This is a genomic window from Pseudoalteromonas lipolytica (assembly GCF_900116435.1).
GTDB classification, from domain to species: Bacteria; Pseudomonadota; Gammaproteobacteria; order Enterobacterales; family Alteromonadaceae; genus Pseudoalteromonas; species Pseudoalteromonas lipolytica.
This window is the reverse complement of sequence record NZ_FPAZ01000012.1, coordinates 55,439-79,784: the sequence shown is the minus strand read 5'-3', so window position 1 is coordinate 79,784 and position 24,346 is coordinate 55,439. Positions and strand designations below refer to the sequence as shown.

23 protein-coding genes are annotated in these 24,346 nt (G+C 40.3%); 14 read left to right on the top strand and 9 right to left on the bottom strand.

The window, feature by feature from the left end; genetic code table 11:
• The first annotated feature begins 83 nt into the window (after nt 1–83).
• The 3 genes from BM378_RS13655 (at nt 84) to BM378_RS13645 (ending at nt 4,743) form a co-directional block, all read left to right on the top strand.
• Entirely contained in the window at nt 84–644 is a 561-nt protein-coding gene (locus BM378_RS13655) for an RNA polymerase sigma factor (RefSeq protein ID WP_074989402.1), read from the top strand.
• Nucleotides 641–1,711: a FecR family protein gene (locus BM378_RS13650; protein ID WP_036967913.1), complete on the top strand. Its 1,071-nt coding sequence runs from the start codon at nt 641–643 to the stop codon at nt 1,709–1,711. The genes BM378_RS13655 and BM378_RS13650 overlap by 4 nt, the downstream gene beginning before the upstream one ends.
• 215 nt (nt 1,712–1,926) lie before the next feature.
• Nucleotides 1,927–4,743: a TonB-dependent receptor plug domain-containing protein gene (locus BM378_RS13645; protein ID WP_227006825.1), complete on the top strand. Its 2,817-nt coding sequence runs from the start codon at nt 1,927–1,929 to the stop codon at nt 4,741–4,743.
• Nucleotides 4,744–4,801: 58 nt separating this feature from the next.
• On the opposite strand, the gene BM378_RS13640 is transcribed toward BM378_RS13645, so the two are convergent.
• Nucleotides 4,802–5,200: an ExbD/TolR family protein gene (locus tag BM378_RS13640; RefSeq protein WP_036969180.1), complete on the bottom strand. Its 399-nt coding sequence runs from the start codon at nt 5,198–5,200 to the stop codon at nt 4,802–4,804.
• A 289-nt stretch (nt 5,201–5,489) separates the two neighbouring features.
• Between BM378_RS13640 and BM378_RS13635 the strand changes: the two genes are divergently transcribed.
• Nucleotides 5,490–6,467 carry a catalase family peroxidase gene (locus BM378_RS13635; RefSeq protein WP_074989401.1) on the top strand — a complete coding sequence of 326 codons (978 nt, stop codon included), beginning with the start codon at nt 5,490–5,492 and terminating at the stop codon, nt 6,465–6,467.
• Nucleotides 6,468–6,524: 57 nt separating this feature from the next.
• Here the strand turns inward: BM378_RS13635 and BM378_RS13630 are convergent, their stop codons facing one another.
• The 6 genes from BM378_RS13630 to BM378_RS13605 form a co-directional block, all read right to left on the bottom strand.
• Nucleotides 6,525–6,968 carry a ferritin-like domain-containing protein gene (locus tag BM378_RS13630; RefSeq protein ID WP_036967916.1) on the bottom strand — a complete coding sequence of 148 codons (444 nt, stop codon included), beginning with the start codon at nt 6,966–6,968 and terminating at the stop codon, nt 6,525–6,527.
• A gap of 193 nt (nt 6,969–7,161) precedes the next feature.
• Entirely contained in the window at nt 7,162–8,100 is a 939-nt protein-coding gene (locus BM378_RS13625) for a LysR family transcriptional regulator (protein WP_036967919.1), read from the bottom strand.
• 16 nt (nt 8,101–8,116) lie between these two features.
• A complete protein-coding gene (aceK, locus tag BM378_RS13620; RefSeq protein ID WP_036967922.1) occupies nt 8,117–9,841 on the bottom strand; it encodes a bifunctional isocitrate dehydrogenase kinase/phosphatase in 1,725 nt (574 codons plus the stop codon).
• A gap of 100 nt (nt 9,842–9,941) precedes the next feature.
• On the bottom strand, nt 9,942–10,415 hold the full coding sequence (locus tag BM378_RS13615) for a DUF4124 domain-containing protein (RefSeq protein ID WP_036967925.1): 474 nt from the start codon (nt 10,413–10,415) through the stop codon (nt 9,942–9,944).
• A gap of 75 nt (nt 10,416–10,490) precedes the next feature.
• Entirely contained in the window at nt 10,491–11,984 is a 1,494-nt protein-coding gene (locus tag BM378_RS13610; protein WP_065978494.1) for a DUF3413 domain-containing protein, read from the bottom strand.
• 5 nt (nt 11,985–11,989) lie between these two features.
• Entirely contained in the window at nt 11,990–12,202 is a 213-nt protein-coding gene (locus tag BM378_RS13605; protein ID WP_036967930.1) for a YejL family protein, read from the bottom strand.
• Nucleotides 12,203–12,265: 63 nt separating this feature from the next.
• Here BM378_RS13605 and yejK point away from each other — a divergent pair, with 63 nt between their 5' ends.
• From yejK to BM378_RS13570, 6 genes are all read left to right on the top strand, one after another.
• The gene (gene yejK, locus BM378_RS13600; RefSeq protein WP_036967934.1) at nt 12,266–13,282 is read left to right on the top strand and encodes a nucleoid-associated protein YejK; all 1,017 of its coding nucleotides are present in this window, start codon (nt 12,266–12,268) and stop codon (nt 13,280–13,282) included.
• A 190-nt stretch (nt 13,283–13,472) separates the two neighbouring features.
• Nucleotides 13,473–13,976 carry a DinB family protein gene (locus tag BM378_RS13595; protein WP_074989400.1) on the top strand — a complete coding sequence of 168 codons (504 nt, stop codon included), beginning with the start codon at nt 13,473–13,475 and terminating at the stop codon, nt 13,974–13,976.
• 153 nt (nt 13,977–14,129) lie between these two features.
• On the top strand, nt 14,130–14,495 hold the full coding sequence (locus tag BM378_RS13590) for a cupin domain-containing protein (RefSeq protein ID WP_074989399.1): 366 nt from the start codon (nt 14,130–14,132) through the stop codon (nt 14,493–14,495).
• 24 nt (nt 14,496–14,519) lie between these two features.
• The gene (locus BM378_RS13585) at nt 14,520–14,792 is read left to right on the top strand and encodes a hypothetical protein (protein ID WP_143104586.1); all 273 of its coding nucleotides are present in this window, start codon (nt 14,520–14,522) and stop codon (nt 14,790–14,792) included.
• Between the two features lie 980 nt (nt 14,793–15,772).
• Nucleotides 15,773–16,192: a hypothetical protein gene (locus BM378_RS13575; RefSeq protein WP_036967950.1), complete on the top strand. Its 420-nt coding sequence runs from the start codon at nt 15,773–15,775 to the stop codon at nt 16,190–16,192.
• A gap of 301 nt (nt 16,193–16,493) precedes the next feature.
• Entirely contained in the window at nt 16,494–17,360 is an 867-nt protein-coding gene (locus BM378_RS13570; RefSeq protein ID WP_074989396.1) for a PhzF family phenazine biosynthesis protein, read from the top strand.
• A gap of 80 nt (nt 17,361–17,440) precedes the next feature.
• Here the strand turns inward: BM378_RS13570 and rne are convergent, their stop codons facing one another.
• The gene (gene rne, locus BM378_RS13565; protein WP_074989395.1) at nt 17,441–20,674 is read right to left on the bottom strand and encodes a ribonuclease E; all 3,234 of its coding nucleotides are present in this window, start codon (nt 20,672–20,674) and stop codon (nt 17,441–17,443) included.
• A 622-nt stretch (nt 20,675–21,296) separates the two neighbouring features.
• Between rne and rluC the strand changes: the two genes are divergently transcribed.
• Both rluC and BM378_RS13555 read left to right on the top strand, forming a co-directional pair.
• On the top strand, nt 21,297–22,265 hold the full coding sequence (rluC, locus tag BM378_RS13560; protein WP_074989394.1) for a 23S rRNA pseudouridine(955/2504/2580) synthase RluC: 969 nt from the start codon (nt 21,297–21,299) through the stop codon (nt 22,263–22,265).
• Complete coding sequence (locus tag BM378_RS13555) at nt 22,252–22,944, top strand: HAD family hydrolase (RefSeq protein WP_074989393.1); 693 nt, start codon at nt 22,252–22,254, stop codon at nt 22,942–22,944. Before rluC ends, BM378_RS13555 begins: the two co-directional genes overlap by 14 nt.
• Here the strand turns inward: BM378_RS13555 and BM378_RS13550 are convergent.
• Nucleotides 22,880–23,488, bottom strand: coding sequence for a Maf family protein (locus BM378_RS13550; protein ID WP_036967964.1), 609 nt, complete (start codon nt 23,486–23,488; stop codon nt 22,880–22,882). The two genes, BM378_RS13555 and BM378_RS13550, sit on opposite strands and share 65 nt — an antisense overlap.
• Before the next feature lie 141 nt (nt 23,489–23,629).
• Here BM378_RS13550 and yceD point away from each other — a divergent pair, with 141 nt between their 5' ends.
• Nucleotides 23,630–24,154: a 23S rRNA accumulation protein YceD gene (gene yceD, locus BM378_RS13545; RefSeq protein WP_036967966.1), complete on the top strand. Its 525-nt coding sequence runs from the start codon at nt 23,630–23,632 to the stop codon at nt 24,152–24,154.
• Between the two features lie 10 nt (nt 24,155–24,164).
• Entirely contained in the window at nt 24,165–24,335 is a 171-nt protein-coding gene (rpmF, locus tag BM378_RS13540; RefSeq protein ID WP_036967969.1) for a 50S ribosomal protein L32, read from the top strand.
• Nucleotides 24,336–24,346 lie beyond the last annotated feature (11 nt).

Genomic DNA, 24,346 nt, shown 5'->3' with positions numbered 1-24,346 from the left:
GAACAAAAATTTAACAAATACGCTTGTATTTATAATGAAAACTCGTACCCTAAAGTAATAAAAATAATAAAGGTGAGTTAGGGATGACGAAACACATTGGGGTAACATCAACGTTTGCTGAAATATCTAATAAACTAAGGCGCTTTGTATCTCGCATTGTGAGCCCAGATGATGTCGAAGACATAGTGCAAGAAACCTTTATTAAAAGTTATGAGGCTGATCTCAAGCAAAATATTGAATTTACGCACAGTTATATGCTTAAAACAGCGAAGCACTTAGCACTTAATCATATAGCTAAATGGGATAATAAATACAAAGATTCATTGGATGAACAGCAGCAAGTTGAACGTCATATGCGCACAATGGCGTTGGAAGATGAGGTTACCTCTAAAGAGCGATTTTTGTTCTTTTGTCGTGTAACAAATGAATTGAGCCCACAAGTTAAAAAGTGTTTTATCCTTAAAAAAGTATATGGTTTGAGCCAAAAGGAAATTGCCAAAGAAATGAACCTAAGTACGAGCACTGTTGAAAAACATATCGCTAAAGGATTGTTACATGCGCACCGTGCGATGAAAGCCCACGATATTCAACAAAACAATTACCCTGAAACAAACACATTTACAGCCAAAGAGGTGAATAAATGAGTAATGTTCACCCATTTACCTCACACGACATGATTCAAGCGCAGGCAAGCCGTTGGATAAGCGCGATTGACCGTGGCTTATCAGATGAAGAAGTTAAACAATTACAAGTTTGGGCAAGTCAAAGCCGAGCGCATCAGGATGCATTGTTTGAGTTAGCACAATTATGGGATGAAATGAGTGTGCTAAATGAATTAAGCAGTTTGTTTCCACATAAAGCGCCTACAAAACAAAGTACTTCATTTGGGATGGCTACCGCTGCGAGCTTTTTAGTGGTGATGCTACTTGGTTGCATCATGTTAATCTATTCAAGCTATTGGCATTCAGCTGAAAACGATCATGCTAAATTTACAAAAATTTACCGAACAAAAGTCGGCGAACAAGCCACCTTTGTCCTGCCAGACAGTACTATTGTTCAGTTAAATACCAACACAAATCTTGAAGTTGCATACACAGGTAATCGTCGCCAACTCATTTTGAATCGAGGTGAAGGACGATTTAATGTTGCAAAAGATGCGAGTCGTCCATTCACTGTGATAGCGGGTGATAAATCGTTTACAGCATTAGGCACTGTGTTTAACGTGCAGCGGAACACGGCATCAGATCTAGAACTCGTTGTAACAGAAGGCAAAGTGATGATTGCCGACCCCAGTACTCAGGTTGACGCCACTGATTTTAATCGTCTTAAAGATGCAACAGACACCAGCAACGATATTAAAAAACTTAAAGCGAATGTTGTTGTTTCAGGTGAAAAAGCATTGATTAAACACAGTAAAACAGAGCCAATAAAACAATTATCAGCAGATGATGTGCAACGTGATTTAGCGTGGCAACATGGCATGCTTATTTTTAATGGTGAGCCCCTCAGCGACGCATTACAGGAAGTGAGTCGATACACCGCAACACGCTTTGAACTCCTTGACCCTGAACTCTCAACATTGAAAGTGGCGGGAGTATTTAAAGCTGGCGACATTAAAGGGTTACTTGATTCTTTGGCCGCTAACTTAGCTGTTGAACATCAACGATTAGGTGAACATCGTGTTACTTTGACCTTAGCGACTAAAAGTTAATATTGCCTATGAGAGCACACTTATTTCATGCAGTTAATGGTGCTGACGCTGCTTGTCATAAAAAATTAAACACAAAAAAATTAAATTTATGTAGTGGATTTTTCTTTCTCAACTGTTTGGTTAAGTTGCGCAGTAAACATGTGTATTTGTTACCAGCGGCCTATTTTGTTTATGGACTGAATGTAAGTCAAACAGTCATCGCTGCTGAAAAACAAATGCTGCAATTTGATATTAAAGCGCAACGAGCTGATTTGGCTTTGATTGAATTTGCAAAGCAAACCGACCAAACAGTCATATTTTCGTTCGATTTAGCAAAGCAATATCAAGCGCAATCTGTGTTTGGTTTTTACACCAAATTAGATGCGTTAGATGCCATGCTAAAAGGCACTGAGCTCGATGCGGTTGTTGATCAAAATGGTTTACTGAGTATAAAACTCAAACAAATCAATAGGAAAGATAACAACATGAAAAACCTTTCAGGGATCAGCGCTGCAGTCGTGCCGTTACTGCTTGCTTCGAATACACAGGCGGTAGCTGCTGATCAAGCTGCACAGGAAAATATTGAGAAAATAGCTGTCGTGGGTAGCCGTGTCGCAGGGCGTTCAGTTGAAGATTTACCTGTACCGGTAGATATTTTAAGCGCAGAAGCACTGGAAAATACAGGTCAAACTGAGGTTGGCCGTATGTTGCAAGCCATTGCGCCTTCATTTAACTTTTCCAGCTCGTCTATCAGCGATGGTACAGATGCGTTAAGACCAGCAACATTGCGCGGTTTAGGGCCCGATCAAACGTTAGTTCTGATTAATGGTAAGCGCCGTCACCAGGCAAGTATTATTCATATCAATACCTCTGTTGGTCGTGGTACGGCCGGTACAGACATGAATGCGATTCCTGCTGCATCCATCAAACGTATTGAAGTCTTGCGTGATGGTGCCGCAGCACAATATGGTTCAGATGCGATTGCGGGCGTTATCAACATCGTATTAAAAGACGCAGAAGAAGGCGGTAAAGCGGCGATTAATTATGGTGAGTACTCAGAGGGCGATGGCGAAACAGTTAATATCGATTTTAATAAAGGGTTTGCGTTAGGCGACGAAGGGTATTTAAATACGACGATTAATTATCGAGATCGTGCGCCAACAAACCGTGCAGGCTTACATGGTTCATGTCAATTTTATGGCTGTACTGAGCTTGAAGATGGCACATTACTCGCGGGCGATCCTCGTGAGCTAACAGCCCCGCGCGATACTTTTAGAATTGGTGATGCAGATTCACAGCAATTTGCCCTCACAGTTAATACAGGCTATGAACTTGCTGGTGGTGAGCTTTATGGTTTTATTACTTATTCGAACCGTGAAAATGAATCAGCTGCATTCTTCCGTCATAATGCCAATGCAAGTGGTAACCCTGTTTTACAAGATGGCGATGCAACCATTCCTATGGGGTTTCTACCAAAAATTAACACAGTAATCGATGACGTGTCCTACAATGTTGGTTTCAAAAAATCATTTGATAATGACGCGAGTATTGATTTGTCATACACCTATGGCGAAAACAGCATCGATTACACCACAAGCGATACGATTAATGGCTCGTATGCTAATTACCTTCGTTATGAGCAAGGCTTAACGGCTGACGAAATTCGAACTACGATCCCGCGCTCGGCGTATGCCTATGGTCTTGAGTTATCACTACAAACACTGAATCTTGACTACACCAAAGATTACGAGCACTTTTCGCTGGCGTTGGGTGCGGAGCTTCGTACCGATGAATTTCGCATCCTAGAGGGAAGTGAGTATGCGTATCGTGATTACGATACAGTTGATGGGGTAAGTATTTATGCAGGCCTTAATGACGGCATAGGAAGTGTTGATGCTGCAAGTGGTGCTCAAGGGTTTGGTGGTTCCGATCCGGCCTCGTCAGTGGATGAGTCACGCGATGTAATTTCATTTTATTTAGACGCCGAAACGTATGTAATTGATGATGTGATTATCTCAGGGGCACTTCGTTACGATAACTATAAAGGTTTTGGCGATACCGTTAACTTTAAACTGGCGGGTAACTGGTCAATCACTGAAGATGTTTCGTTACGTGGGGCTGTGAGTACAGGATTCAGAGCGCCTTCAATGCAGCAGTTGTACTTTAATAACGTAAGCACACAGTTTGTTGTTGGACCAAATGGTGACTTAATTGCAGAGCAAGTGGGCACCTTTAGAAACGACAGTACGCTGGCGCAATCTATTGGTATTCCTAAACTTAAAGAAGAGAAATCGCAAAATCGTAGTTTAGGGATTGTTTACAACGTCACAGATAACATCAACCTAACTATTGACTACTATGCGATTGATATCGATGACCGTATTGTGATCAGTAATCGTTTAGGGAAAGGATTATCCGACACATTAGATGCAGCGTTAGAAAGCGCTGGCGCGGGAGCTGGACAGTTCTTCTTAAATGGCGCTGATACAGAAACCGAAGGGGTTGATTTAGTCGCAACGTGGAATACCGAGGGCCTTGGTGGAACACTTGATTTTACTTTTGCTGCTAACTTTACAAAAACGGATGTCGTTGATTTATTCACCCCTGCAGGCAGTGGGCTTGAAACGATTCCGGTTGAAGATGTGTTTTCTGCGCAAGAAACATCGATTATTGAAGAGTGGCAACCCGAAGACCGCATTAACTTAAGTGCACTTTACCGACTAGAAGACTGGACGGTCAATTTATCACTTAATCGTTACGGTGAGTACACGGTAGAAGATGGAGGTCGCCAAACGTATGGTGCTGAAATCTTAACTGACGTAAAAGTTAACTACTTCTTTAACGAAAATCTGTCGTTTAATATTGGTGCAAACAACTTATTTGATGTTTACCCCGATAAGAATACCATTGGTAATTCGCGTTCGGGTACCATTGTTGATGCAAATGGAAACACTATTGTTTCAAGCCCGGGTGTGTTCACTTATTCACGTCGCTCAGCACCCTTTGGCTTTAACGGTGCGTACTACTACGTAGGCGCAGAATATAAGTTCTAAAAATCCTATCGATTCCTTTATTATTTAACCTTCAAAGGGCCGTTAGGCCCTTTTTTAGTTATAGAGACGTGCTTATAGAGATTGGAACATCTTGATATTGTTTTATTTTATCAAGCAAGGTGACTAAGGTTTTGTGGCTGCTTTGCTCACTTGCAGTTACTTGCACCTGTGTCATTTCAAACTGTGCGGCAAATAACGCGAGGTTAGCTATAATTTGCTCTGGTGTTATAAGTCGGTTTGCAAAGTAAATACTGTCGTTTTCAGTAATAGTAAATTGCGCTTGTTTTTTTGGGTTTTCAAGAGTTGGTTTTGCTAAAGGGCGATTGACTTCTATAGCGCGCTCTTTAACAAATGAGGTTGTAACGATAAAAAATATCAGCAATATAAATACAATATCGAGCATCGGGGTCATATCTACATCAGCGTTTGCAGTGGTTTTTTTAGGTTGTTTCACCATAATTAGGTCCTTGTTGTTTTTGACCAAGCCACAAAATTTACGATTAAGTCGACTAGCCATAGTCGTGTTAAGAACACGGATTATTTTTAAAATGCTGGGCGCCACAGCCATTTTTCGGATCCTAAATTTAAAGTTAGCAGCTTTTAAAAATACTGTAGTTAAATAAATATTCTAAGTTTATTAAATGTTTGTAGCGTTTTTGTTGGTAAAAATATTTATTAAATTTGATGAAATCATTTCGAGGTTTGTCAGGTCATTTTTGTTGGAACTAAGTTTAAAGGATGGATAAATGCTAAAAATTAAGTCTTTAGTTTGTGCTATGTGCCTTGTTTTACCAACAGCAAGTTTTGCTGAGCAATCAGTTAACGGGCAAGATTTCATAAATTTATTTGAGAAGCTGTCAGGTAAGCATCCCGGAATTAGAAAAGGTCACGCCAAAGGTGTATGCGCTGTGGGCACATTTACACCTAATCAAGCAGCAAAACAGTATTCAATCAGCCCTTTATTTAACGCACCATCAAGAGCAAATATTCGTTTTTCTATGGGTGGAGGTAACCCTAATGCTGATGAAACATCACGTTCTCCGCGAGGAATAGGGGTGCAGTTTGTGCTAGAAAATGGGGATGTGCACAATATTGCAGGGCTAACTACGCCCGTATTTGCAGGTAACAGCCCTGAAGCATTTTTTGGTTTGCTAAGTACCTTAGTACCTGACGAAAAAACAGGTGAAATCGATTTTGCAAAAGTGAAAGCATACAGAGAGCAAAACCCGAGTACGTTAGGGCAATTTAATTGGTTACAAAGCCATAACCCGCCAGCATCGTATGTGTCTTCACGTTATTTTGGTGTGCATACCTTTTACATGGTTGATGAAAAGGGCACTAAGCAAGCTTTTAGATGGACCATGGTGCCAGAAGCGCAAGAACAAGTACTAACTGAAGAACAAATGAAAGCATTACCTAAATCATTTCTTGCTAAGCGACTTGAAGAGGATTTAGCGAAAGGGAAAGTTCATTACCGTTTTCAAGCTGAATTAGCCGAGCCGGGTGATGCATTAACGGATCCTTCAGTGCAATGGCCTGCTGATCGCAAAACAGTTAATTTAGGAAAGCTCACGATAGAATCCGCGGGTGAATCAGGGTGTGATTTAACTAATTACGACCCAAATCTGCTTTCACAAGGCTTTATGCCAAGTGAAGATGAAGTGTTAAAGCTGCGCTCAACTGCTTATGCTATTTCATTTTCAAAACGTATTACTGGGCAATAACGTTCTTTAAATTTTCAATATGAAGCCCAGTTATGCTGGGCTTCATATGATTAGCAGTTAATGCTTTTTCATTTTACTCATTTCGGCATGACAGCTTTGAATAGTTAGCAGGGTTTTTGATAACGCTGCTTCACAGTCGTGGGGTTGAGGTTTTTTGAGCGCACTTTTTATTTCTGCGAGTGTTTTGTCTTCGACTTCTTCAAGCTCACTGACGTAGGTTGCATCTTTGTCTGCACCGAGTTTAGTGATTAAAGATGTGTAAGCTTTACGAGCTTCTACCGCAAAGTCTGAGCCATTTTCACGGTGACCTGTTTGGTTTATGGCGTATGGCTGTAAACGTTCAATACTTACTTTACGGGCATCGATCATGCGCTGAAATAACGCGACGATACTGGGGTCTGAAACTTTTTCCTGTGCTTTTTCATAAAAATCGATACCACTGTTCATAACTTGAATGATATCTGCAATATGATGAACGTCATGTCCTTGATGTGTTTGCATAATGACCTCTCTAATAATATAGACTGAATTAAAACAATGCTCTCTACATGAAGCAAAGCATGTTCCAACCCCTAACATAAAAGTATTATCATTAATAATCAGAGTGTTACATTTTTATTTTGAGATAACGCGAGTTTGGTACGCCCATATAAAAAGGCGTACCAGCAATAATTACAGGTTAATAGGTAAAATATTACTTAAGCTCATTGGCCACTTCAGCCACTTTTTGTCTAAGCCAAATATGGCTGGCATCACGGTGTAAAAGAGGGCTCCAAATCATGTCGAGTTCAAAAGGCGGAATAGGGAAAGGTGGCTCAAGAATTTTTAATCCCGGATCATCTAAATAAATATTCGCCGCTTTTGATGGCAGTGTGGCCACTAAATTCTGCTCTTTAGCCAGGTGAATGGCGACATGATAGTTTCGAGTAAAGGTTGCAATATTCCGGTGTTTACCAAAATGAGCAAGCGCTTCGTCTACCCAACCTAACTTTTGGACATCTTTTGGATCCATACCTACGCCAACACCAAAACCTGTTTTACTTACCCAAATATGGCGCGCTTTTAAGTAACTATCGAGACTGAAGTCTTTAATAATAGGGTTGTCGGCTTTTACTAAGCAGCAAAAACTGTCTTTCCAAATTTGTTTGTAGTGAAACGATTGGGGTAAGTTTTCAAAGCGGTTAATTGCCATGTCGACCTTGCCGTTTTCAACGTCATGAAACGTAACGTCACTGGGGGTCAGGATATCAAGCGTGGTGTCAGGCGCTTCTTCGTGTAACTTACTAAGTAGTTTGGGCGCAAGGGTACTGGCCGCATAGTCACTGGCCATAATACGAAATACACGTTTACTTTGAGATGCTTCAAATTCACGGTTAGGAGCGAGTGTTTCTTCTAACGTCATTAAAATACCGCGTATGACAGGTTGTAGCTCTTTAGCACGTTCTGTCGGCACCATTCCTTCACTGGTGCGTACCAAAATCGGATCATTAAATAAATTTCTCAGGCGCTTTAAACCGTTACTCATTGCGGGTTGTGTAATGCTTAACTGATTAGCCGCTTTGGTTACATTGCACTCTCTGAGTAATGTATCTAGGTAAACAAGTAAGTTTAAATCTATTTTACTTATATTCATTCTGTGTCCTTGGTGTTTACCAATAATGGATAAATCGTTGTGCAGCAGGGTAAGGGTAAATGTGGCTTACCACGCCTTGCTTAATATTATATTGAGCTTGTCGCCAATAAGCGGGGTCTTCAAGCTCTGGGTGTGTACTTAATAAATAGTGTTTGTACACAGGGTTAGCCGTAACAAAGGTGCACAATTGCTCAGGAAATACGTCTTGCGGTGCCACTGAATAACTTTGCTCATTCGTTAAGTAGTCATCGTATGACTTGGCTTTTGGTAAGGCACGAAAGTTCATATCAGTTAAATATTGCACTTCATCGTAGTCATAAAAAATAACGCGGTTATGCTTACTTACCCCAAAGTTTTTCAATAGCATGTCGCCTGGAAATATATTCACGGCTATCATTTCTTTTAATGCTTGACCATATTCTTCAATGGCTTCAAATGCTTGTTGTTCACTGGCATTTTCAAGGTAAATATTTAATGGTGTCATGCGCCGCTCAATATATAAGTGTTTTATGATCAGCCAGTCACCTTCAATAATCATTGAAGAGGCGATTGTTTTATGCAGCTCTGCTAACAATTTACTATCAAAACGACTCAGAGGAAATACGACGTTAGAATACTCTATAGTATCGGCCATGCGTCCGACACGATCATGACTTTTAACTAATTGATAGCGTTTAAGCACGGTATCGCGCCCAAACGGTTTGCTTTCGCCAAAGGTGTCTTTAATCACTTTAAACACATAGCCAAAGGATGGCAGAGTAAATACCATCATCACCATACCCGGTGTGCCAGGGGCAATAACTAATTGATCGTTTGAGTTATTTAAATGCTGTAAGAACTCACGATAAAACTCGGTTTTACCTTGCTTATGAAAGCCAATTGCATTGTAAAGCTCTGCCAATGTTTTGTTGGGCATTAGTTGATTTAAAAAACGAACTAATGCAGAAGGAGCATGCGTTTCAACCATAAAATAGGCGCGGGCAAAACCAAAGATAACCCGCATTTGCGATGATTTCGTCAGCAACGCATCAAGGTATAAGCCTTTATCCTCATGGTGTAAAACAGCAATGATAAAAGGTTGTACGCCACTTTCAGACACCACTCGGCCAACAATGTAAGCGGCTTTATTTCGGTAAAAAGGGGCTTGAAGGATATCAAAGCGCATGTGCCACGCTTGGTGGTGTGTATCGGGAGCTTGCTTATAAAACGCCTTAACCAACAATCGAATATCACGCTCAAGGTCCACAAAAGGGGCTTTAAAGTCAAATTGATTAATAATTTTACGTATTGTGGGTCTTAGCCCATCTACGACAGGAAAATAACTGCGATATTCAGCTTCCATTGGGAGGGCGGGAGCATCTGCGAGAGTGGCTTTTACAAATATAAAGTCGTTATTAAAATAGCGGCGGTGAAATAAGCGACAAAAAACGGAGTTATAGAAAGTTTCAGCCAGCTCGGCTTGTGGGTGAAAGCTTAAAAATTGTTGGTATATTTGTTTGGTTTCGAGCCAGCAAGTCTGATTGAGCTCAATAATTTGTTGTTCATTCAGCGATTTTAGCTTGGTAATGGTTTCGTTAACCCGATCATCATAATGGCTAATTCTGAGCTTACTAATTTCATTAATTTTTTGCCAATCTCGGTTGGCAAATGCGATAGGGGCTTTGGCTGTTATTGCTTGGAAGAGTTTATAGTGATTACGAAAGCCAGATAAAATTAACTCCGCAATATGTTGTGGCTGCATACAAACTCCTTCGAAACGGCTGAAATGTCGTGTTTAGAGCATTAACTCTATCCGTGTTAAGAATATGTTATTTATTAGTGAAACCCAATAGTAAAGTTAATTAATTATAGCGTGCTAATTTTTTTTCTAAGTCAGCCAGCTTTTTATTAGCCTTTTTTACGTCTCGTTGGTATTGCTTATTGATACTGTTTAGCTGCTTTTGTATGTCTTTGCTGATTTGCTTGCTTTGTGAATCAGACAAAATGCGGTTAAGCCGTTGCTCTTGTTGGTACTGCGCTCTATCACGTTCGCGACTTAAAATGTCTAAACGATGTTTTTGACTACGAATTTCGGCTTCTAATCGCTTTATTATTTGTTCTCTTTCCAGTTCATTAAGTTGTTTAACATAATTATCAGGTGCTTGTATATCAGGATCAGTTACTGTAATGCGGTGTTTAGTTGCGCGATTCCCACAAGGAAATTGGCTAAATACGGTGCCTTTGTCAGTTACGCATTTATAGTATTCCGCCGCTGTAAGTGCGGGAGAAAAGGTAATGAAAAGAGAGGAAAATAACGCGGTGATTGTGGCTTTCATGACATCCGTGTCCTTACTTTAATACGTGTTATTAAATATAATAAAGCCAGCTCGTATAGCAAATAATCAAAAGGGCTAAGGTGTATAGCGTTTTAGTTTTTTAATGCTTTGCACTAAAAAGGGTACATCAAGTCGCTGCTCTATTGCAAAGCCCTGAGCTGCAGAGATGTTTTTAAAATTACCATCCGAGTCAATTAAAGTAATTCTATCTTTCTTAAATGCAATAAACACATTTTGAGAGTAGTTTACGCCGGTATCATCATGGCGTTTATATAAATTACTGCCTAGCATGCTTTGTTTCGCGAGCGTTTGGCAATTTAAATAATGCCCAACACTGGTGGCTATTATGTCACTTGGTTGAATAAGCCCGTCTGTTTGCACAACTTTTTTATCTGAGCTGTACAGGCGAGACGTAGTCACAATGCCGTTGCTATGCTGAGCAAGGCTAAATGCGAAAACAGCGTGTGCATTATTACGCACTGTGGTTGTTTCATCTGCGCTGACAAGTCTTATTGATGAGTCTTCATTGGTTGAATTGATAAATTCAAATTGTTCGAAGCCCTCTACCTGTAGTGAGCGAGATTCGCTTAACCAAACAGGCGACTGCTGTTTTTCAAATATAGGTGATTTGTAAAAAGCCGGTAAGCCATAAACAAGGCTAAATAACGTATCTTCAACTTCAATAGGTTGTAAGAATAAATCAGTTTTACGTAAATTTGGTTGAGTATTTACAAAGCTTTCAAGGGCGTCGTTGTTTGAAAATACTAAAATATCGATTTTTGCTGTAGTTTCATCAACACATTGTGCTGGAGGCGTCGGTGCTAAATAATCAATATTGTGCGGATCTAGCCTAACATCATGAGCTTCTTTATAGCTGTCAAGGTCAAGTAAATCGTTTTTAGCCAGCAGGCTTTTTGCAGTTGTTGGGTACGATAATGGCAGTACATTATCTTGCTTAGTAATATCAAATTTTAAATTAGCATCGGCCCAAATATGAATACTGTGACTTAGAGCAAAACACACTAAGATTGTGCTCGTAGCATAACGTGCGAATTTATACTGTTTTAAGCGTGCCAGATGATGCCAAGTGTAATTACTGACTAATAACTGGAAAGCTAAAATGAGTAGTACGATACCGCCCGCAAAAATAGTCGTGAGTGCAGGGGAGTCTGTAAGACGATGCCATAATAACGACACAATCTCAGGTAAAGCTGATGAATTCAAATGATAGCCTAGGTTGAAATAAACGTAGGCATCAAGTGTCAGCAGTGATGCACCAAAGGTCGCAATTACCGCGGCCATCCCCCGAATATGTCGAGGGTAAGGAAACACCAAACTCAGCGGAAATATCGTCAGAACAAAGGCAATAAACGTAATAAAGCTTGTGTGGCTTAACCAAGTTACAAACATGTACAGGTAACCCACAAAAGTAGTGGGGGCACTGTCGGCAAATAAATAACTTAAGCTGATAAACAGCAGTAAACCTATATTTGCGAAGGTGAACCAATGGCCCCAACTAAGAAGCTGACTTACTTTTGATGAAAATTGACTTTGTTGCGATAAATTCATAAATCTTATTTAACCGACTGCGCTAATGCTTTGGCAAAGTTGTCGGCAACCGCTTGTCTTTTCTCTGAAGGTACATGCTCTTTTAAAATATGCGTGATAGAATTTCCTAAACACATAAGGCTTAAATCTACAGGCGCTTTATGCTCTGTAAGTACATCAATCAGCTGATCAACGATTTGTTCTACTTGCTCATTAGAATATTTTGATATGATAGGCATCAGTTGGTTCGATAAAAAGAGTTATATTCCCGTATTTTAACACCAGAGGCGTGAAAAACAAAGATGACAATAGATGTTAAAAAATTAGTCGTTCATTATGTAGACAAAAAAGACGACGATACTGAAATTCATTTACGCAATGATGAAATGGTTGTTAACGACAAAGTCGCTGTATTCATAGAACAGCTTCACCATGCTTACAATGGTAAACCGGGTAAAGGGTATTGTGCATTCAGTGGCGAGAAAAACAGTGTTGTAGCATCTGCAATGCAGAGCTATCGAAACAATGAGCTGGGCTTTTGGCACATGACTGAGCAGGCCACAAATGTATTAAAAGAAGAGCTAAATAAGTATGCGTTTAACGAAACTGGTTATTTAGTTTTTTGCCATTATCAATATGTTGCAAGTGATTATGTGTTAATTGCGCTGATCAATATTAAAGAACATTATTCAATTACTTCGGAACTTGATTTAGCGTCATCGCGTCACTTAGATATCTCACGCATGCAATTAGCTGCGCGTGTCGATTTGACAGCCTGGGACACGCAAGCGGAAGATAATCGCTATATTTCTTTTATTAAAGGGCGTGCGGGTCGTAAGGTTGCGGATTTCTTTTTAGACTTTTTAGGTTGTGAAGAGGGCATTGACCCTAAACAACAAAGCCAAGTAATGCTTAACGCCGTTGAAGACTACTTATCAGAGCAACAGTTTGATAAATCAGAAAAAGATGAGCTTCGTAAACAAGTTTTTGATTACTGTAATGACTGTGTGACCACAGGTGAAGATGCCAACGTTAAAGAATTATCGGCGACATTATCTAAAAGTGATGACAGCCCATTTGACAGCTTTTGCCAAGAACAAAACTATGATTTGGAAGACTCGTTCCCTGTTGATAAAAAGACGGTAACGAGCATGGTTAAGTTCTCTGGTATGGGTGGTGGCGTAAGTGTGAGCTTTGAGCGCAAACACCTAGGCGAGCGCGTTACATATAATGAAGCAACAGACACACTTGTGATTAAAGGTATTCCACCTAACCTAAAAGACCAACTGCAACGCTTTATGGAGCAAGAAGAAGATTAAATAAAGTCATGCGTTAAGGCATTAGACAGTTGGGTAAACCTCGACAAAATTGACAGACTTTTGGCCCAGTTACTGCTGGGCTTTTTATTATTTAATAATTAAGGCTTGCAGTAAGACAGTTTATTATTAGGTATTAATCGTTTAGGGTATTATCGGTCAAGATTGGTAAAAAGCTGGCGTATACGTAAGGATGAATAGGGACTTTTCTAAGGCGTTTCACTACAAAAAGTGGGCAAATACTCAATTGCTTGATTTAGGAGAACAGCAGTTTTCAGGGCTTCCAGAAAGTGATGCTACCTTTTTCGTCAGAATTTTAAATCACACAACTGTCGTCGATAGCCTGTTTATTAGCCGAATTTTGAGAGAACCTGAAAAATACAGTGATGATAATACCGTTGAAACACCAACATTTTTAGAGTTGCGCGAGAGAGTAAATGAAAATGACTCATGGTTAGTTCAGTATTCTAAAACAGTACAGCAAGAAGAACTAGAGCGGGTTGTTTCATTTAAATTTGTTGATGGTGATACAGGGCAGATGTCAGTGACAGAGATTCTAATCCATTTGTTAACTCATGGCAGTAATCACAGAGGTATGGCATCTAGGGTACTTGCGGCAAATAATTTAGAGAGACCTAAGGACACATTCACTCGCTATCTGCATCAATTAGAGCCATTAAGAAGAGTAATAGTATAGTCTCTTCTTTGTGGGGCGTTATATGCAAAACCTCAAGACGACATAAAGCGCATATCCAGAGTTTAATTGTCACTGAAAGCGAAGATAATAGAGATAAATGAGATGTGTCTTTAGGTTTACTCGACCCTCAAATTAAATTTATATAGGGATTTTATGACTTACAAAGCAATTAATTTTAAAGAGAAGTTTTCTAAATTTACTGAACATTGGTCACCGCGAGTAATTGCAGAAATGAACGACTATCAATTTAAACTCGCTAAAGTTGAAGGTGAATTTGTTTGGCACGATCACCCTGACACTGATGAAGTGTTTATTGTTATTGAAGGTGAGCTAGAAATCGAATTTAGAGATGGCATTGTAAATTTAGAGTCAGGTGAAATGTTTGTAATCCCTAAGGGGGTTGAACATAAACCCCATGCGAAGACTGAATGTAAAATTATGCTTGTTGAGCCGAAAGGCGTGGTAAATACCGGTGAGGCTGGTGGTGAACTGACCGCAGCGAATGATGTTTGGGTGTAACAAACAACTTTGATGGTGTCAGATTTGAATCAGCAGCAATTACAAACCCTGAAAAAGGCTGCACTGCGCAGTGTGTGGGTGTTTTTGCTATTTAATAGCAGTCTGTTGCTGTTGTTTTTCTTAGGTAATACAGAGTTTGTGTTTATCGCTTTAGTGATACAGATTAGCATTGTTGTTATTTGGCAATTACCTGTATTGATATTTCACGTAGTTTATAAAAAACAGCCAATATTAATATCGATCTATAAAGCATTGGCGTCATATCGTTACGTTATGGAGCAAGTGCAATGGCCTTAGTATTTAATTTATATAAAAGAAGCGTGTAATGATGGTATCTGCATTTGTAGCAAATTTGCAGGTGGCACAGTCGCGAACCTTGCAGGCGTTGTATTAAATGCGGATAAGCTATCTGATGCTGAAAAATATAATTGCCTAATTATTAATATTTATCTGTAACAGAGACAAAATAACCGCTAATCTACAGAGAAGATTACGACGTATTCTAAGAAAAGGTTCTGAGCTATAAATTTCTTTTAATACAGCTCTTTATTTTGAGCACATTTAACCCATTTTTTAGCAAGTTGTTAAAATGAAAATGTTAGTTAGGAGAACTAATGCCACACTTTATAATGGGCTGCTCTTAAAGTATCCTGAAATCCCATCATGAAGAATGTATTATTGAATAAATCTATCATGTCGCTAATTCTACAGGATTATTCGATGAAGGTGATATTAAGTTAAGAATTAATCCATTTCAAAAGTATTCCGTGGGTAATATGAGAAGGTTTTATCCCTTTTTTTCTCAAATTGATTATTCCATTATTTAGTTTTAGTTAGAAAAGGATGTCTAGCCTATGTATCAACTTTATTTTTCTCTTGCTCTAATATTTATTATTTTTAGTTTGCCCATTTATATTTACTATATAACATTAAAACTTGAACAGTTCGAAGATAAAGGTTCTAGTTTTTTCTCTTTATTTTTCGCAGAGCCAAGCTTGAGGGTAGTACTAACAGTTTTGTGCTTTCCGTTTATAGGCATTATAAGTGTTCTAAGCACTATTAAGACTTTATGTAGACGGAAGCCAGTTAAACCATCTTTGTTATTTTCTGCAATAGTCTCATTACTGTGGTTGGCATTTTTACTTGCAGGGCTTGTGCAATATTTAGGCGAATAGAAGTTAAATAAGCACGAAAATATTTAAAATTTTTATTCGCTTTTTAATGCTATTGTTTTTCTGTTATGACTATTGAGTTGTTTACAAGGAGATTTTAAAAGCATGAATATATTTCTTATTATTGCAGGTGTATTAAGTGGAATCGTTGCAATTTTGCATCTTGGGTGTATTTATTTTGGCGCACCGTGGTATCGCTTTTTTGGTGCGGGGGAACAAATGGCGCTACTATCTGAGCAAGGTAGTATAAAACCAACCCTTATAACCAGTGGCATTACACTCGTGCTCTCAATGTGGTCAATGTATGCGTTTTCTGCTGCTGGGATTATTTTCAAACTCCCATTAACGCGTTTAGCGCTTATATTAATTACGTTCATTTATATTGCCCGGGGCATCGTCGGTTTTTTGTTTGTAAAGTCACCCCAAGGTCGAACTCCCGAGTTTTGGATTTGGAGTTCAATTATTTGTTTATCTTTAGGTGTTGTTCATCTAATAGGACTGAAACAACAATGGGCTAGTTTGTAGGCAAATTTAAATAAAGTCATTATGATTGCAGCACATATCCAAAGTGCCATCTCGTCAACAGATAAGGTGAGACAAGTTGCACAGCGCAAGATTTGATAGTGCTGTTTGAGAATAAGGCACAAAGCTATAAATTAAAACTACGGATATTCAACGTCTATATCGGTACTCTCTATATCAGTACTCTCTATATCAGTACTCTCTATATCGGTGATATCTATATTGGTACTGACTATAACAATACTATTTATATTGACACTATCTGTAGCTTTTATTCGTTAAATCTAAAAAGAGAGTTGTGTGAATGAAAGTAGAAGCATTTTTAGTTAACTCGTTTACTGCAGATGGAAGCGGAGGTAACCCTGCCGGTGTTGTATTCAATGCGGATAAACTTTCTGATGCGGAAAAACTGACTATTGCGAAAGCCGTGGGCTTTTCAGAAACGGCCTTTGTATCAGACGATGAAGAGGTCGATTTTTCGGTGTCATTTTTTACCACAACAGAAGAGGTCGATTTTTGTGGTCATGCTACGCTTGCTGTATTTTCGACTCTATTCAACCAAGGTGTGATAGCTGCGGGTAATTACACGCAGAGAACCAAAGCGGGTCTACTCGGAATAACGATTGCCAATGACGGTCAAGTTACGATGGAGCAAACCTTACCTAAATATCTCGGCAGCTTTGCGTATCATGAGGTCGCTGGATTATTGGGGGTTGATGAAGCGGTTTTAGCATCAACGGCTTTACCGATAGACGTAATCACAACAGGTTTACCCGATATTATCGTTCCTGTACCACGGGGCTATCTCGATAAAATTGAAGTTAATAACGCTGCTCTCAGTGATTTTTGTAAACAACATGAAGTGATTGGTGTGCATGCATTTGAGCTTTACAATGCGCATGAAAAGCTGACTGCAAGTTGTCGAAACTTTGCACCTTTAGTGGGTATTCCAGAAGAATCGGCAACAGGGAGCGCGAGTGGTGCGCTTGCTTGTTACTTAACTAAGCATCTTTATTCTGAACACATTAATCATTTCAAATTTGAACAAGGACGACTTATGGGGTGTGCTTCACATATCTCAGCATGCGTTAGATCAGACAAACAAGGTGTGAGTCAGGTGTTAGTGGGTGGATACGCCAGTGGCTTCGGAACCCAAATAATCGAAATATAGTGTATATATCTAAAACAAAAATCTAAAACAAAAAAGCCGCGTTATTTTCATAACGCGGCTTTTTTCGTATAACAGCTAGACTAGTCAGCCGATAATGTTTTAGCCATATCAGCACGGGCTTTACCGGCAGGTTTAATTGAACCTGCGCGTAAACCACTGTCTGGAATAGCTTCACGCTTATCGTGTGCCATAGCACCTGGTGTTGGTACTGGCTCGCTGTCTGCAACTGGTGCAGGTTTTGCCATTGCAGCGCTTGCTGAACCCTTAACTAACACTGTTCTTTCATTGTTAGGTGCTTGTTTAGCTTGCATTGGTTCATCAGCTTTAACTGCTTCGTCAGCTTTAACAGGCTCTTCAGCTTTTACTGGTTCGTCAGCTTTTACTGGCTCTTCAGCTTGTACTGATTCGTCAGCTTGCACTGGTTCGTCAGCTTTTACTGGCTCTTCAGTTTTAACTGGCTCTTCAGATTGTACTGGCTCTTCAGATTGTACTGGCTCTTCAGTTTTTACTGGTTCGTCAGCTTGTACTGGTTCGTCAGTTTTTACTGGTTCATCAGCTTTTACTGGTTCGTCAGTTTTTACTGGTTCGTCAGCTTTTACTGGCTCTTCAGCTTTAACTGGCTCTTCAGCTTTAACTGGCTCTTCAGCTTTAACTGGTTCTTCAGCTTTAACTGGTTCTTCAGCTTTAACTGGTTCTTCAGCTTTTACTGGCTCTTCAGCTTTTACTGGCTCATCAGTGTTAGCTGATTCAGGCGCTTCAACTGGTTGCTCAGTTTGCGCTTGTTTAGCTTTTAATTCAGCTTCATATTCAGCAGCAGCTTGATCCGCAACAGGAATAAAGGCAGGTGTGTCACCTTTATCTTCATTTTGCTTTTCATCTTGCTCAGGACGACGACGGCGTTGTCCAGCTGCACGAAGGTGACGAGGTGAACGACGTGAGCGTGTGCGCGGCTGTGCTTGTTCATCATCAGCAACTGACTCAGCGTTTACATTTTGCTCCTCAACCGGTGTGTTGGTTTCTTCTGCTTTAACCGATTTAACGTCAGCTTTTGCAGGTTTTTCTGCTTTAACCTCAGTCTGTGCAGGCGTTTCAGATTTAACCTCTGGTACTACATCGTCTTTCGCTTCTTTCGCCTGTTTGGCAGGTTTTGCTGCTTTGTCTGTTTTCTCAGCCTGAACAGTATCACTGCTCTGAGTTGATTTTACTTCCTCGGCATTTTCGTCTTGTAAACGCACTTTCTTACGAATATTACGACGTTGACGGCGAACCTTAGGTTTAGTCTCTTTCGGTTGCTCCGTTTGCGTTTCTTGAACTGCCTCTGTTGACGTTGTTTCTACGTCATCAGTACGCTTTTCATTTCGCTTTCGGTTAGTCGAATTGCGACGGCGCTTATTACGGTTTTCGTTACTTTCTTTTTGCTCAGGAGCTGAATTAGTGGCCGGTTTCTCTTCTTTCGCTTCAACGTCTGAAGGACGCTTATTACGAGAGTTGTTACGACGACGTTGGTTGTTGCTTCTGCGACGGTTGTCGTTGTTTCGACGGTTGTTGCTGCGCTGTTGTGCCGCTTTTTTCTCTTCTTGCTCTTTTTCAGTCTCTTCTTCAGAGTTGCTGAAGAGTGATTTAAACCATTTACCAATGGCTGCAAATAAACCACCGTCACTTTTCTTAACGTCTTGAGCTGGTTGTTCAGCTTTTGGAGCAGCTTGTGGCGCTGGGTTTGTTGGCATAACAACACCCTTTAACACAGGCTCTTCACGAACAGGTGCTGTGGGTGCTTTAGCCATTTCAAATGCTTCTGGCTCTGGTGCAACGACTTGCTCATAGCTAACAGTTTCAATCGTTTCATCTTTGCGTAAACGAACTACTTCATAGTGCGGTGTTTCCATGTGTTGATTTGGAATAATGACCACATCAACACTATGGCGTTTTTCAATACGGTGCACACTACGGCGTTTTTCATTTAATAAGTAAGCAGCTACCGCAACAGGTACTTGTGCGTTTACTTGCGATGTATTGTCTTTGATTGCTTCTTCTTCGATTAAACGAAGGATAGACAATGCAATTGATTCGTTTGAACGAATAGTGCCTTGACCATTACAACGCGGACACGGACCTTGGCTTGCTTCACCTAGAGATGGACGCAGGCGTTGACGTGACATTTCAAGAAGGCCGAAGCGTGAAATTTTGCCTATTTGTACGCGAGCACGGTCTGGACGTGCAGCATCTTTTAGGCGATTTTCAACTTCACGTTGGTGGCGAGGTGGTGTCATATCGATAAAATCGATAACAATAAGACCACCTAAGTCACGTAGACGTAATTGACGTGCAATTTCATCAGCGGCTTCTAGGTTCGTGTTAAGCGCGGTCTCTTCGATATCACCGCCTTTGGTTGCTTTTGACGAGTTAATATCGATAGAGGTAAGCGCTTCTGTTGGATCAATAACGATTGAACCACCAGAAGGTAAGCGAACTTCGCGTTGGAACGCTGACTCAATTTGGCTTTCGATTTGGTAATGTGTGAATAATGGCACATCGCCTTGATAAAGCTTAACACGGCTCATGAAATCAGGGCGGAAGCGTTCAATATGCGCTTTAGCTTCTTCAAAAACACGGGCTTTATCAATTAAAATTTCACCAATATCACGACGTAGATAGTCACGGATAGCACGGAAAATAACGTTACTTTCTTGGTGAATTAAGAATGGAGCAGGGCCGCTATCTGCAGCTTGTTGAATGGCATCCCAGTGAACTAAAAGCGCTTTTAAGTCGTAGTCTAGTTCCTCGAATGATTTGCCAACACCCGCAGTACGGACAATGAGCCCCATACCTTTAGGAAGTTCTAAACGGCTTAGCGCTTCTTTTAGTTCAGTACGCTCATCACCTTCAATACGACGTGAAATACCGCCGGCACGAGGGTTATTTGGCATAAGTACTAAATAGCTGCCTGCTACGCTTATAAAGGTTGTTAGTGCCGCGCCTTTTTGGCCACGTTCTTCTTTATCAACCTGAACAATTACTTCTTGGCCTTCTTTGATTACGTCACGAATATTCGGACGACCTTGGAATGTATAGCCTTGTGGGAAGTATGTGCGTGCAATTTCTTTCAGTGGAAGGAAACCATGTCTTTCCGCGCCATAATCAACAAAGGCTGCTTCTAGTGATGGTTCGATACGGGTAATTTTACCCTTGTAAATATTGGCTTTTTTTTGTTCGTGACCTGGGCTCTCTATGTCTAAATCATACAGGCGCTGGCCATCAACCAGTGCAACGCGCATTTCTTCTTGCTGCGTCGCATTGATTAGCATACGTTTCATATTGTTACTCTACTAATTTCTGTCGCTGACATGACGATATCATTTCGTCTGTTCAGTGGTTTTTGACGGTTATTCTTGTGCAATCTCACGACTGGTTAAAATCAAAAACCGACGTTGTTCGCTTACATTGAGCGTGTCTATGGTGTGGCTGACAATAACATGTTGTCACGTTATTAAATTCTTTTTGGTGCCAAAACTGCCGCGTCTTTCACGGTTTTAATTTACGAGTTCTGTTCCGAAGTCGACCATGTTCAAATTTTAATTCAATGTCTTGCTACAACAGCTTACTCTGAATGACGTTGTTACGTCGTCACTATCAGACAATTTATCTTGTTCAATTGCTTTTTCTATTCATTAATCAGCATTCGTGCTCAAATTATGCAGGCAATATATTACGCGCATCGCCGATAATTGAACGCTCGTGTTGGCTGGGTAATTATAAAAGCTTTGGAAAACTTAGCGCGGATCTGTATGATCGGCAACCCAGAATATGCATCACGAATGTTTTAATGTGGTAAAAAGCACCGTTGTTACTTGCAAACTTTATGTTCGCAGCGGTGATTATCCCACTATTACAACCGCGTTAGCAACTAAATTATTTACTTAAATCAGTGATTAGGCAATGTCAGAAAAAACCGGCTTACAAGTATCATTTGTTACCATAGGTGAAGACCACTTAGGTCAACGCATTGATAACTTTCTTATTACTCACCTGAAGGGTGTGCCTAAAAGTGCAGTTTATAAAATTCTTCGTAAAGGTGAAGTGCGAGTAAATAAAAAGCGCATTAAACCCGTTTATAAATTACAACTTGATGATGTTATTCGTATTCCGCCCATAAAAGTGGCCGAAAAAGATGAATTTGTGCCGAAAAAGCTAGATAAGGTTAAACAGCTTGAAGAGGCCATTTTATTTGAAGATAAATACTTGATGGTGATTAATAAGCCGTCAGGAATGGCGGTGCATGGCGGCAGTGGTTTAAGTTATGGCTTAATCGAGGCACTGCGAGTACTTCGCCCAGAAGAGCGCAGCCTTGAACTGGTTCACCGTCTTGACCGTGATACTTCAGGCTGTTTACTTATTTCAAAGCGCCGTTCTGTGCTTACACACTTGCATCAGCAGTTGCGTGAAAAAAACATGGAAAAAAATTATTGGGCACTGGTTGATGGGCAATGGGATGCGAAAACTAAAAACGTCACTGAAGGCTTACGTAAAAATACTTTAAAGTCTGGTGAGCGCGTGGTGCGTGTAGACAATACCGAAGGTAAACCGTCGCACACACGTTTCCGTGTTCTAGAGCGTTATGCAGAGTGTTCACTGGTGCAAGCGTCGCCGGTGACTGGGCGTACTCACCAAATCCGTGTTCATACGCAATGCAAAGGTCACCCAATTGCGTGTGATGATAAATATGGTGTGGCTGAATTTGATCAATACGTTAATAAGTTAACGGGGTTAAATCGGTTGTTTTTACATGCGCATGATTTACGCTTTATCCACCCTAAAAACGAAACAACGATGCATGTTGAAGCGCCGTTAGATAAAGCTTTAAGTAATTGTATTAAAAAGTTACGTGCTGATAATGAACAGGTTTAAACTCGCTATTTTTGATTGGGACGGCACAGTCATGGATTCTGTGCCAAAAATTGTGACCTGCCTGCGAAATACTGCGCGAGATTTAGGTATTCCAGTTCCATCAGAGCAACAAGCGAAAGATGTAATAGGTTTGTCGCTAACCAAGGCCACTGAAGTACTTTTTCCTGCTTATTTGCATTTAAACGATGAACTCGTTGCAGGTTATAAAGCACAATATCGTGAATTAGATGTCACACCTACACCTCTATTCGCAGATGTAGAACCTGTACTAACGCAGTTAAGAGACGCAGGTATAGAGCTCGCTGTGGCTACTGGTAAAGGACGCGAAGGCATTGATAGATTACTTCATGAGTCGGGCCTCGGTAAGTATTTTATGAACGTAAAATGCTCAGATGATGCTATGTCAAAGCCATCCCCTGATATGCTTGAGCAAATTTTGCACGAGCAGGGCATAACGAAAAGTGATGCTGTGATGATTGGCGATAGCCAATTGGATATGGCGATGGCGAATGCCGCTGGTATAGCCTGTATTGGTGTGAGCTTTGGTGCCCACAGTAAGGCACAGTTGCAACAACATGCGCCGATTACTGTCGTTGATTCGTATTTGCAGTTACTTAGCGTGTTGACATCTCATGCTGAAGAGTCAGTACATCAACACCAAACTCAGCCAGTACTTTAGTTAATGTGATCAGTGGCAGGCCAATAAGTGTATTTGGGTCATCGCCACTGAGCTTGTCAAATAAGCAAATACCTAATCCTTCACTTTTAAAGCTGCCAGCACAATTGTAAGGTTGCTCAGCATCGCAATATGCGCCAATTTGCTCAAGTGTTAGTGTTCTAAAAGTCACGTCGAATGGCACAACCGTCGTGATTGCGTTATTTGATTCTATATCGAAGACACTCAAACCCGTTAAGAATCTCACAGTATGGCCGCTAAATGCGGATAATTGCGCAACGGCGTTTTCTTTATTGTGTGGTTTACCTAGTATTTTATTGTTGAAAACGGCCACCTGATCAGAGCCTATCACTAAGCCATTGGTAAAATGTTCAACTGCGACACGCGCTTTTTGCTCACTTAGTCGCTTAACAAGTTGCGAGGGCGTTTCATTTTCTAGCGCTGATTCATCGATATCAGGTGAAAAACTTTCAAAAGGTAGATTTAATTTAGTTAATAATTGCTGTCTAAATGGTGAGCTTGACGCTAATATAAGTGTTGGTTTCATAAAATATTCTGGGTATAAAATGTCTTTTGGCAAGGATAAGCCACAATGAATCCGAAAACAAAGCAGAAGATCGTTAAAAACCGACTAAAATTGGTTTTTTACTTTGACTAACCAACTAACTATCTATATGATGCAGCCCCTATGCAAAAGGTGAAAATTCCCATCACTCTTCATCCCAGCAAAGCAGCACAACATCGTTTAACGTATGACGGTATTGTACCGCTTGAAAAACTTTCTCGTTTAGAGCAAGTTGTGCAGGAAGAAGCAGGTGAAATAGCGGTAAAGATTCATTGCAAAATTGATGACCAGGGTTTAGTAGTGATAAGTGGTAATTTATCAGTACATGTAACCGTAACTTGTCAACGCTGCAATGGTGAATTAGGGTTGGATTTGGATCAAGACTTTGTGTATTCGCCAGTCGGTTTGGATGCAGAGTCAGATCATCTTCCTGAAGGTTACGATGAAGTAGAACTGGACGAAAATGGCGAAATCAACGTGTTTGAGTTAATCGAAGACGAACTGATTTTGGCAATTCCTATAGTGCCTACACACAACGAAGCCTCGTGCAGTTATTCATCAGAGCCTACAAGCTTTGGTAAATTATCAGCAAAAGATGACAAACCAAATCCATTTGATATTTTGAAACAACTTAAGAAAGATTCTTAGGAGAAGACTAATGGCTGTACAAAAAAGCAAAAAGTCTCGTGCAAGACGCGGCATGCGCCGTTCACACGATGCGATCAGTGGTCCAACTTTAACTGTAGACCAAGTTTCTGGTGAGACTCACCGTCGTCACCACGTAACTGCTGACGGTTACTATAAAGGCGTTAAAGTAATTTCTAACTAAGAGATTGCTAT

Bases quoted from the DNA above. Each gene is read 5' to 3' on its own strand.
- yejK (WP_036967934.1), top strand. From the start codon at position 12,266: ATGACAATAGATGTTAAAAAATTAGTCGTTCATTATGTAGACAAAAAA.
- BM378_RS13635 (WP_074989401.1), top strand. From the start codon at position 5,490: ATGCTAAAAATTAAGTCTTTAGTTTGTGCTATGTGCCTTGTTTTACCA.
- rluC (WP_074989394.1), top strand. From the start codon at position 21,297: ATGTCAGAAAAAACCGGCTTACAAGTATCATTTGTTACCATAGGTGAA.
- BM378_RS13570 (WP_074989396.1), top strand. From the start codon at position 16,494: ATGAAAGTAGAAGCATTTTTAGTTAACTCGTTTACTGCAGATGGAAGC.
- BM378_RS13595 (WP_074989400.1), top strand. From the start codon at position 13,473: ATGAATAGGGACTTTTCTAAGGCGTTTCACTACAAAAAGTGGGCAAAT.
- BM378_RS13650 (WP_036967913.1), top strand. From the start codon at position 641: ATGAGTAATGTTCACCCATTTACCTCACACGACATGATTCAAGCGCAG.
- BM378_RS13555 (WP_074989393.1), top strand. From the start codon at position 22,252: ATGAACAGGTTTAAACTCGCTATTTTTGATTGGGACGGCACAGTCATG.
- rpmF (WP_036967969.1), top strand. From the start codon at position 24,165: ATGGCTGTACAAAAAAGCAAAAAGTCTCGTGCAAGACGCGGCATGCGC.
- BM378_RS13550 (WP_036967964.1), bottom strand. From the start codon at position 23,488: ATGAAACCAACACTTATATTAGCGTCAAGCTCACCATTTAGACAGCAA.
- BM378_RS13575 (WP_036967950.1), top strand. From the start codon at position 15,773: ATGAATATATTTCTTATTATTGCAGGTGTATTAAGTGGAATCGTTGCA.
- BM378_RS13645 (WP_227006825.1), top strand. From the start codon at position 1,927: ATGCTGCAATTTGATATTAAAGCGCAACGAGCTGATTTGGCTTTGATT.
- BM378_RS13625 (WP_036967919.1), bottom strand. From the start codon at position 8,100: ATGAATATAAGTAAAATAGATTTAAACTTACTTGTTTACCTAGATACA.
- rne (WP_074989395.1), bottom strand. From the start codon at position 20,674: ATGAAACGTATGCTAATCAATGCGACGCAGCAAGAAGAAATGCGCGTT.
- BM378_RS13605 (WP_036967930.1), bottom strand. From the start codon at position 12,202: ATGCCTATCATATCAAAATATTCTAATGAGCAAGTAGAACAAATCGTT.
- BM378_RS13640 (WP_036969180.1), bottom strand. From the start codon at position 5,200: ATGGTGAAACAACCTAAAAAAACCACTGCAAACGCTGATGTAGATATG.
- BM378_RS13655 (WP_074989402.1), top strand. From the start codon at position 84: ATGACGAAACACATTGGGGTAACATCAACGTTTGCTGAAATATCTAAT.
- BM378_RS13615 (WP_036967925.1), bottom strand. From the start codon at position 10,415: ATGAAAGCCACAATCACCGCGTTATTTTCCTCTCTTTTCATTACCTTT.
- BM378_RS13630 (WP_036967916.1), bottom strand. From the start codon at position 6,968: ATGCAAACACATCAAGGACATGACGTTCATCATATTGCAGATATCATT.
- BM378_RS13590 (WP_074989399.1), top strand. From the start codon at position 14,130: ATGACTTACAAAGCAATTAATTTTAAAGAGAAGTTTTCTAAATTTACT.
- aceK (WP_036967922.1), bottom strand. From the start codon at position 9,841: ATGCAGCCACAACATATTGCGGAGTTAATTTTATCTGGCTTTCGTAAT.
- yceD (WP_036967966.1), top strand. From the start codon at position 23,630: ATGCAAAAGGTGAAAATTCCCATCACTCTTCATCCCAGCAAAGCAGCA.
- BM378_RS13610 (WP_065978494.1), bottom strand. From the start codon at position 11,984: ATGAATTTATCGCAACAAAGTCAATTTTCATCAAAAGTAAGTCAGCTT.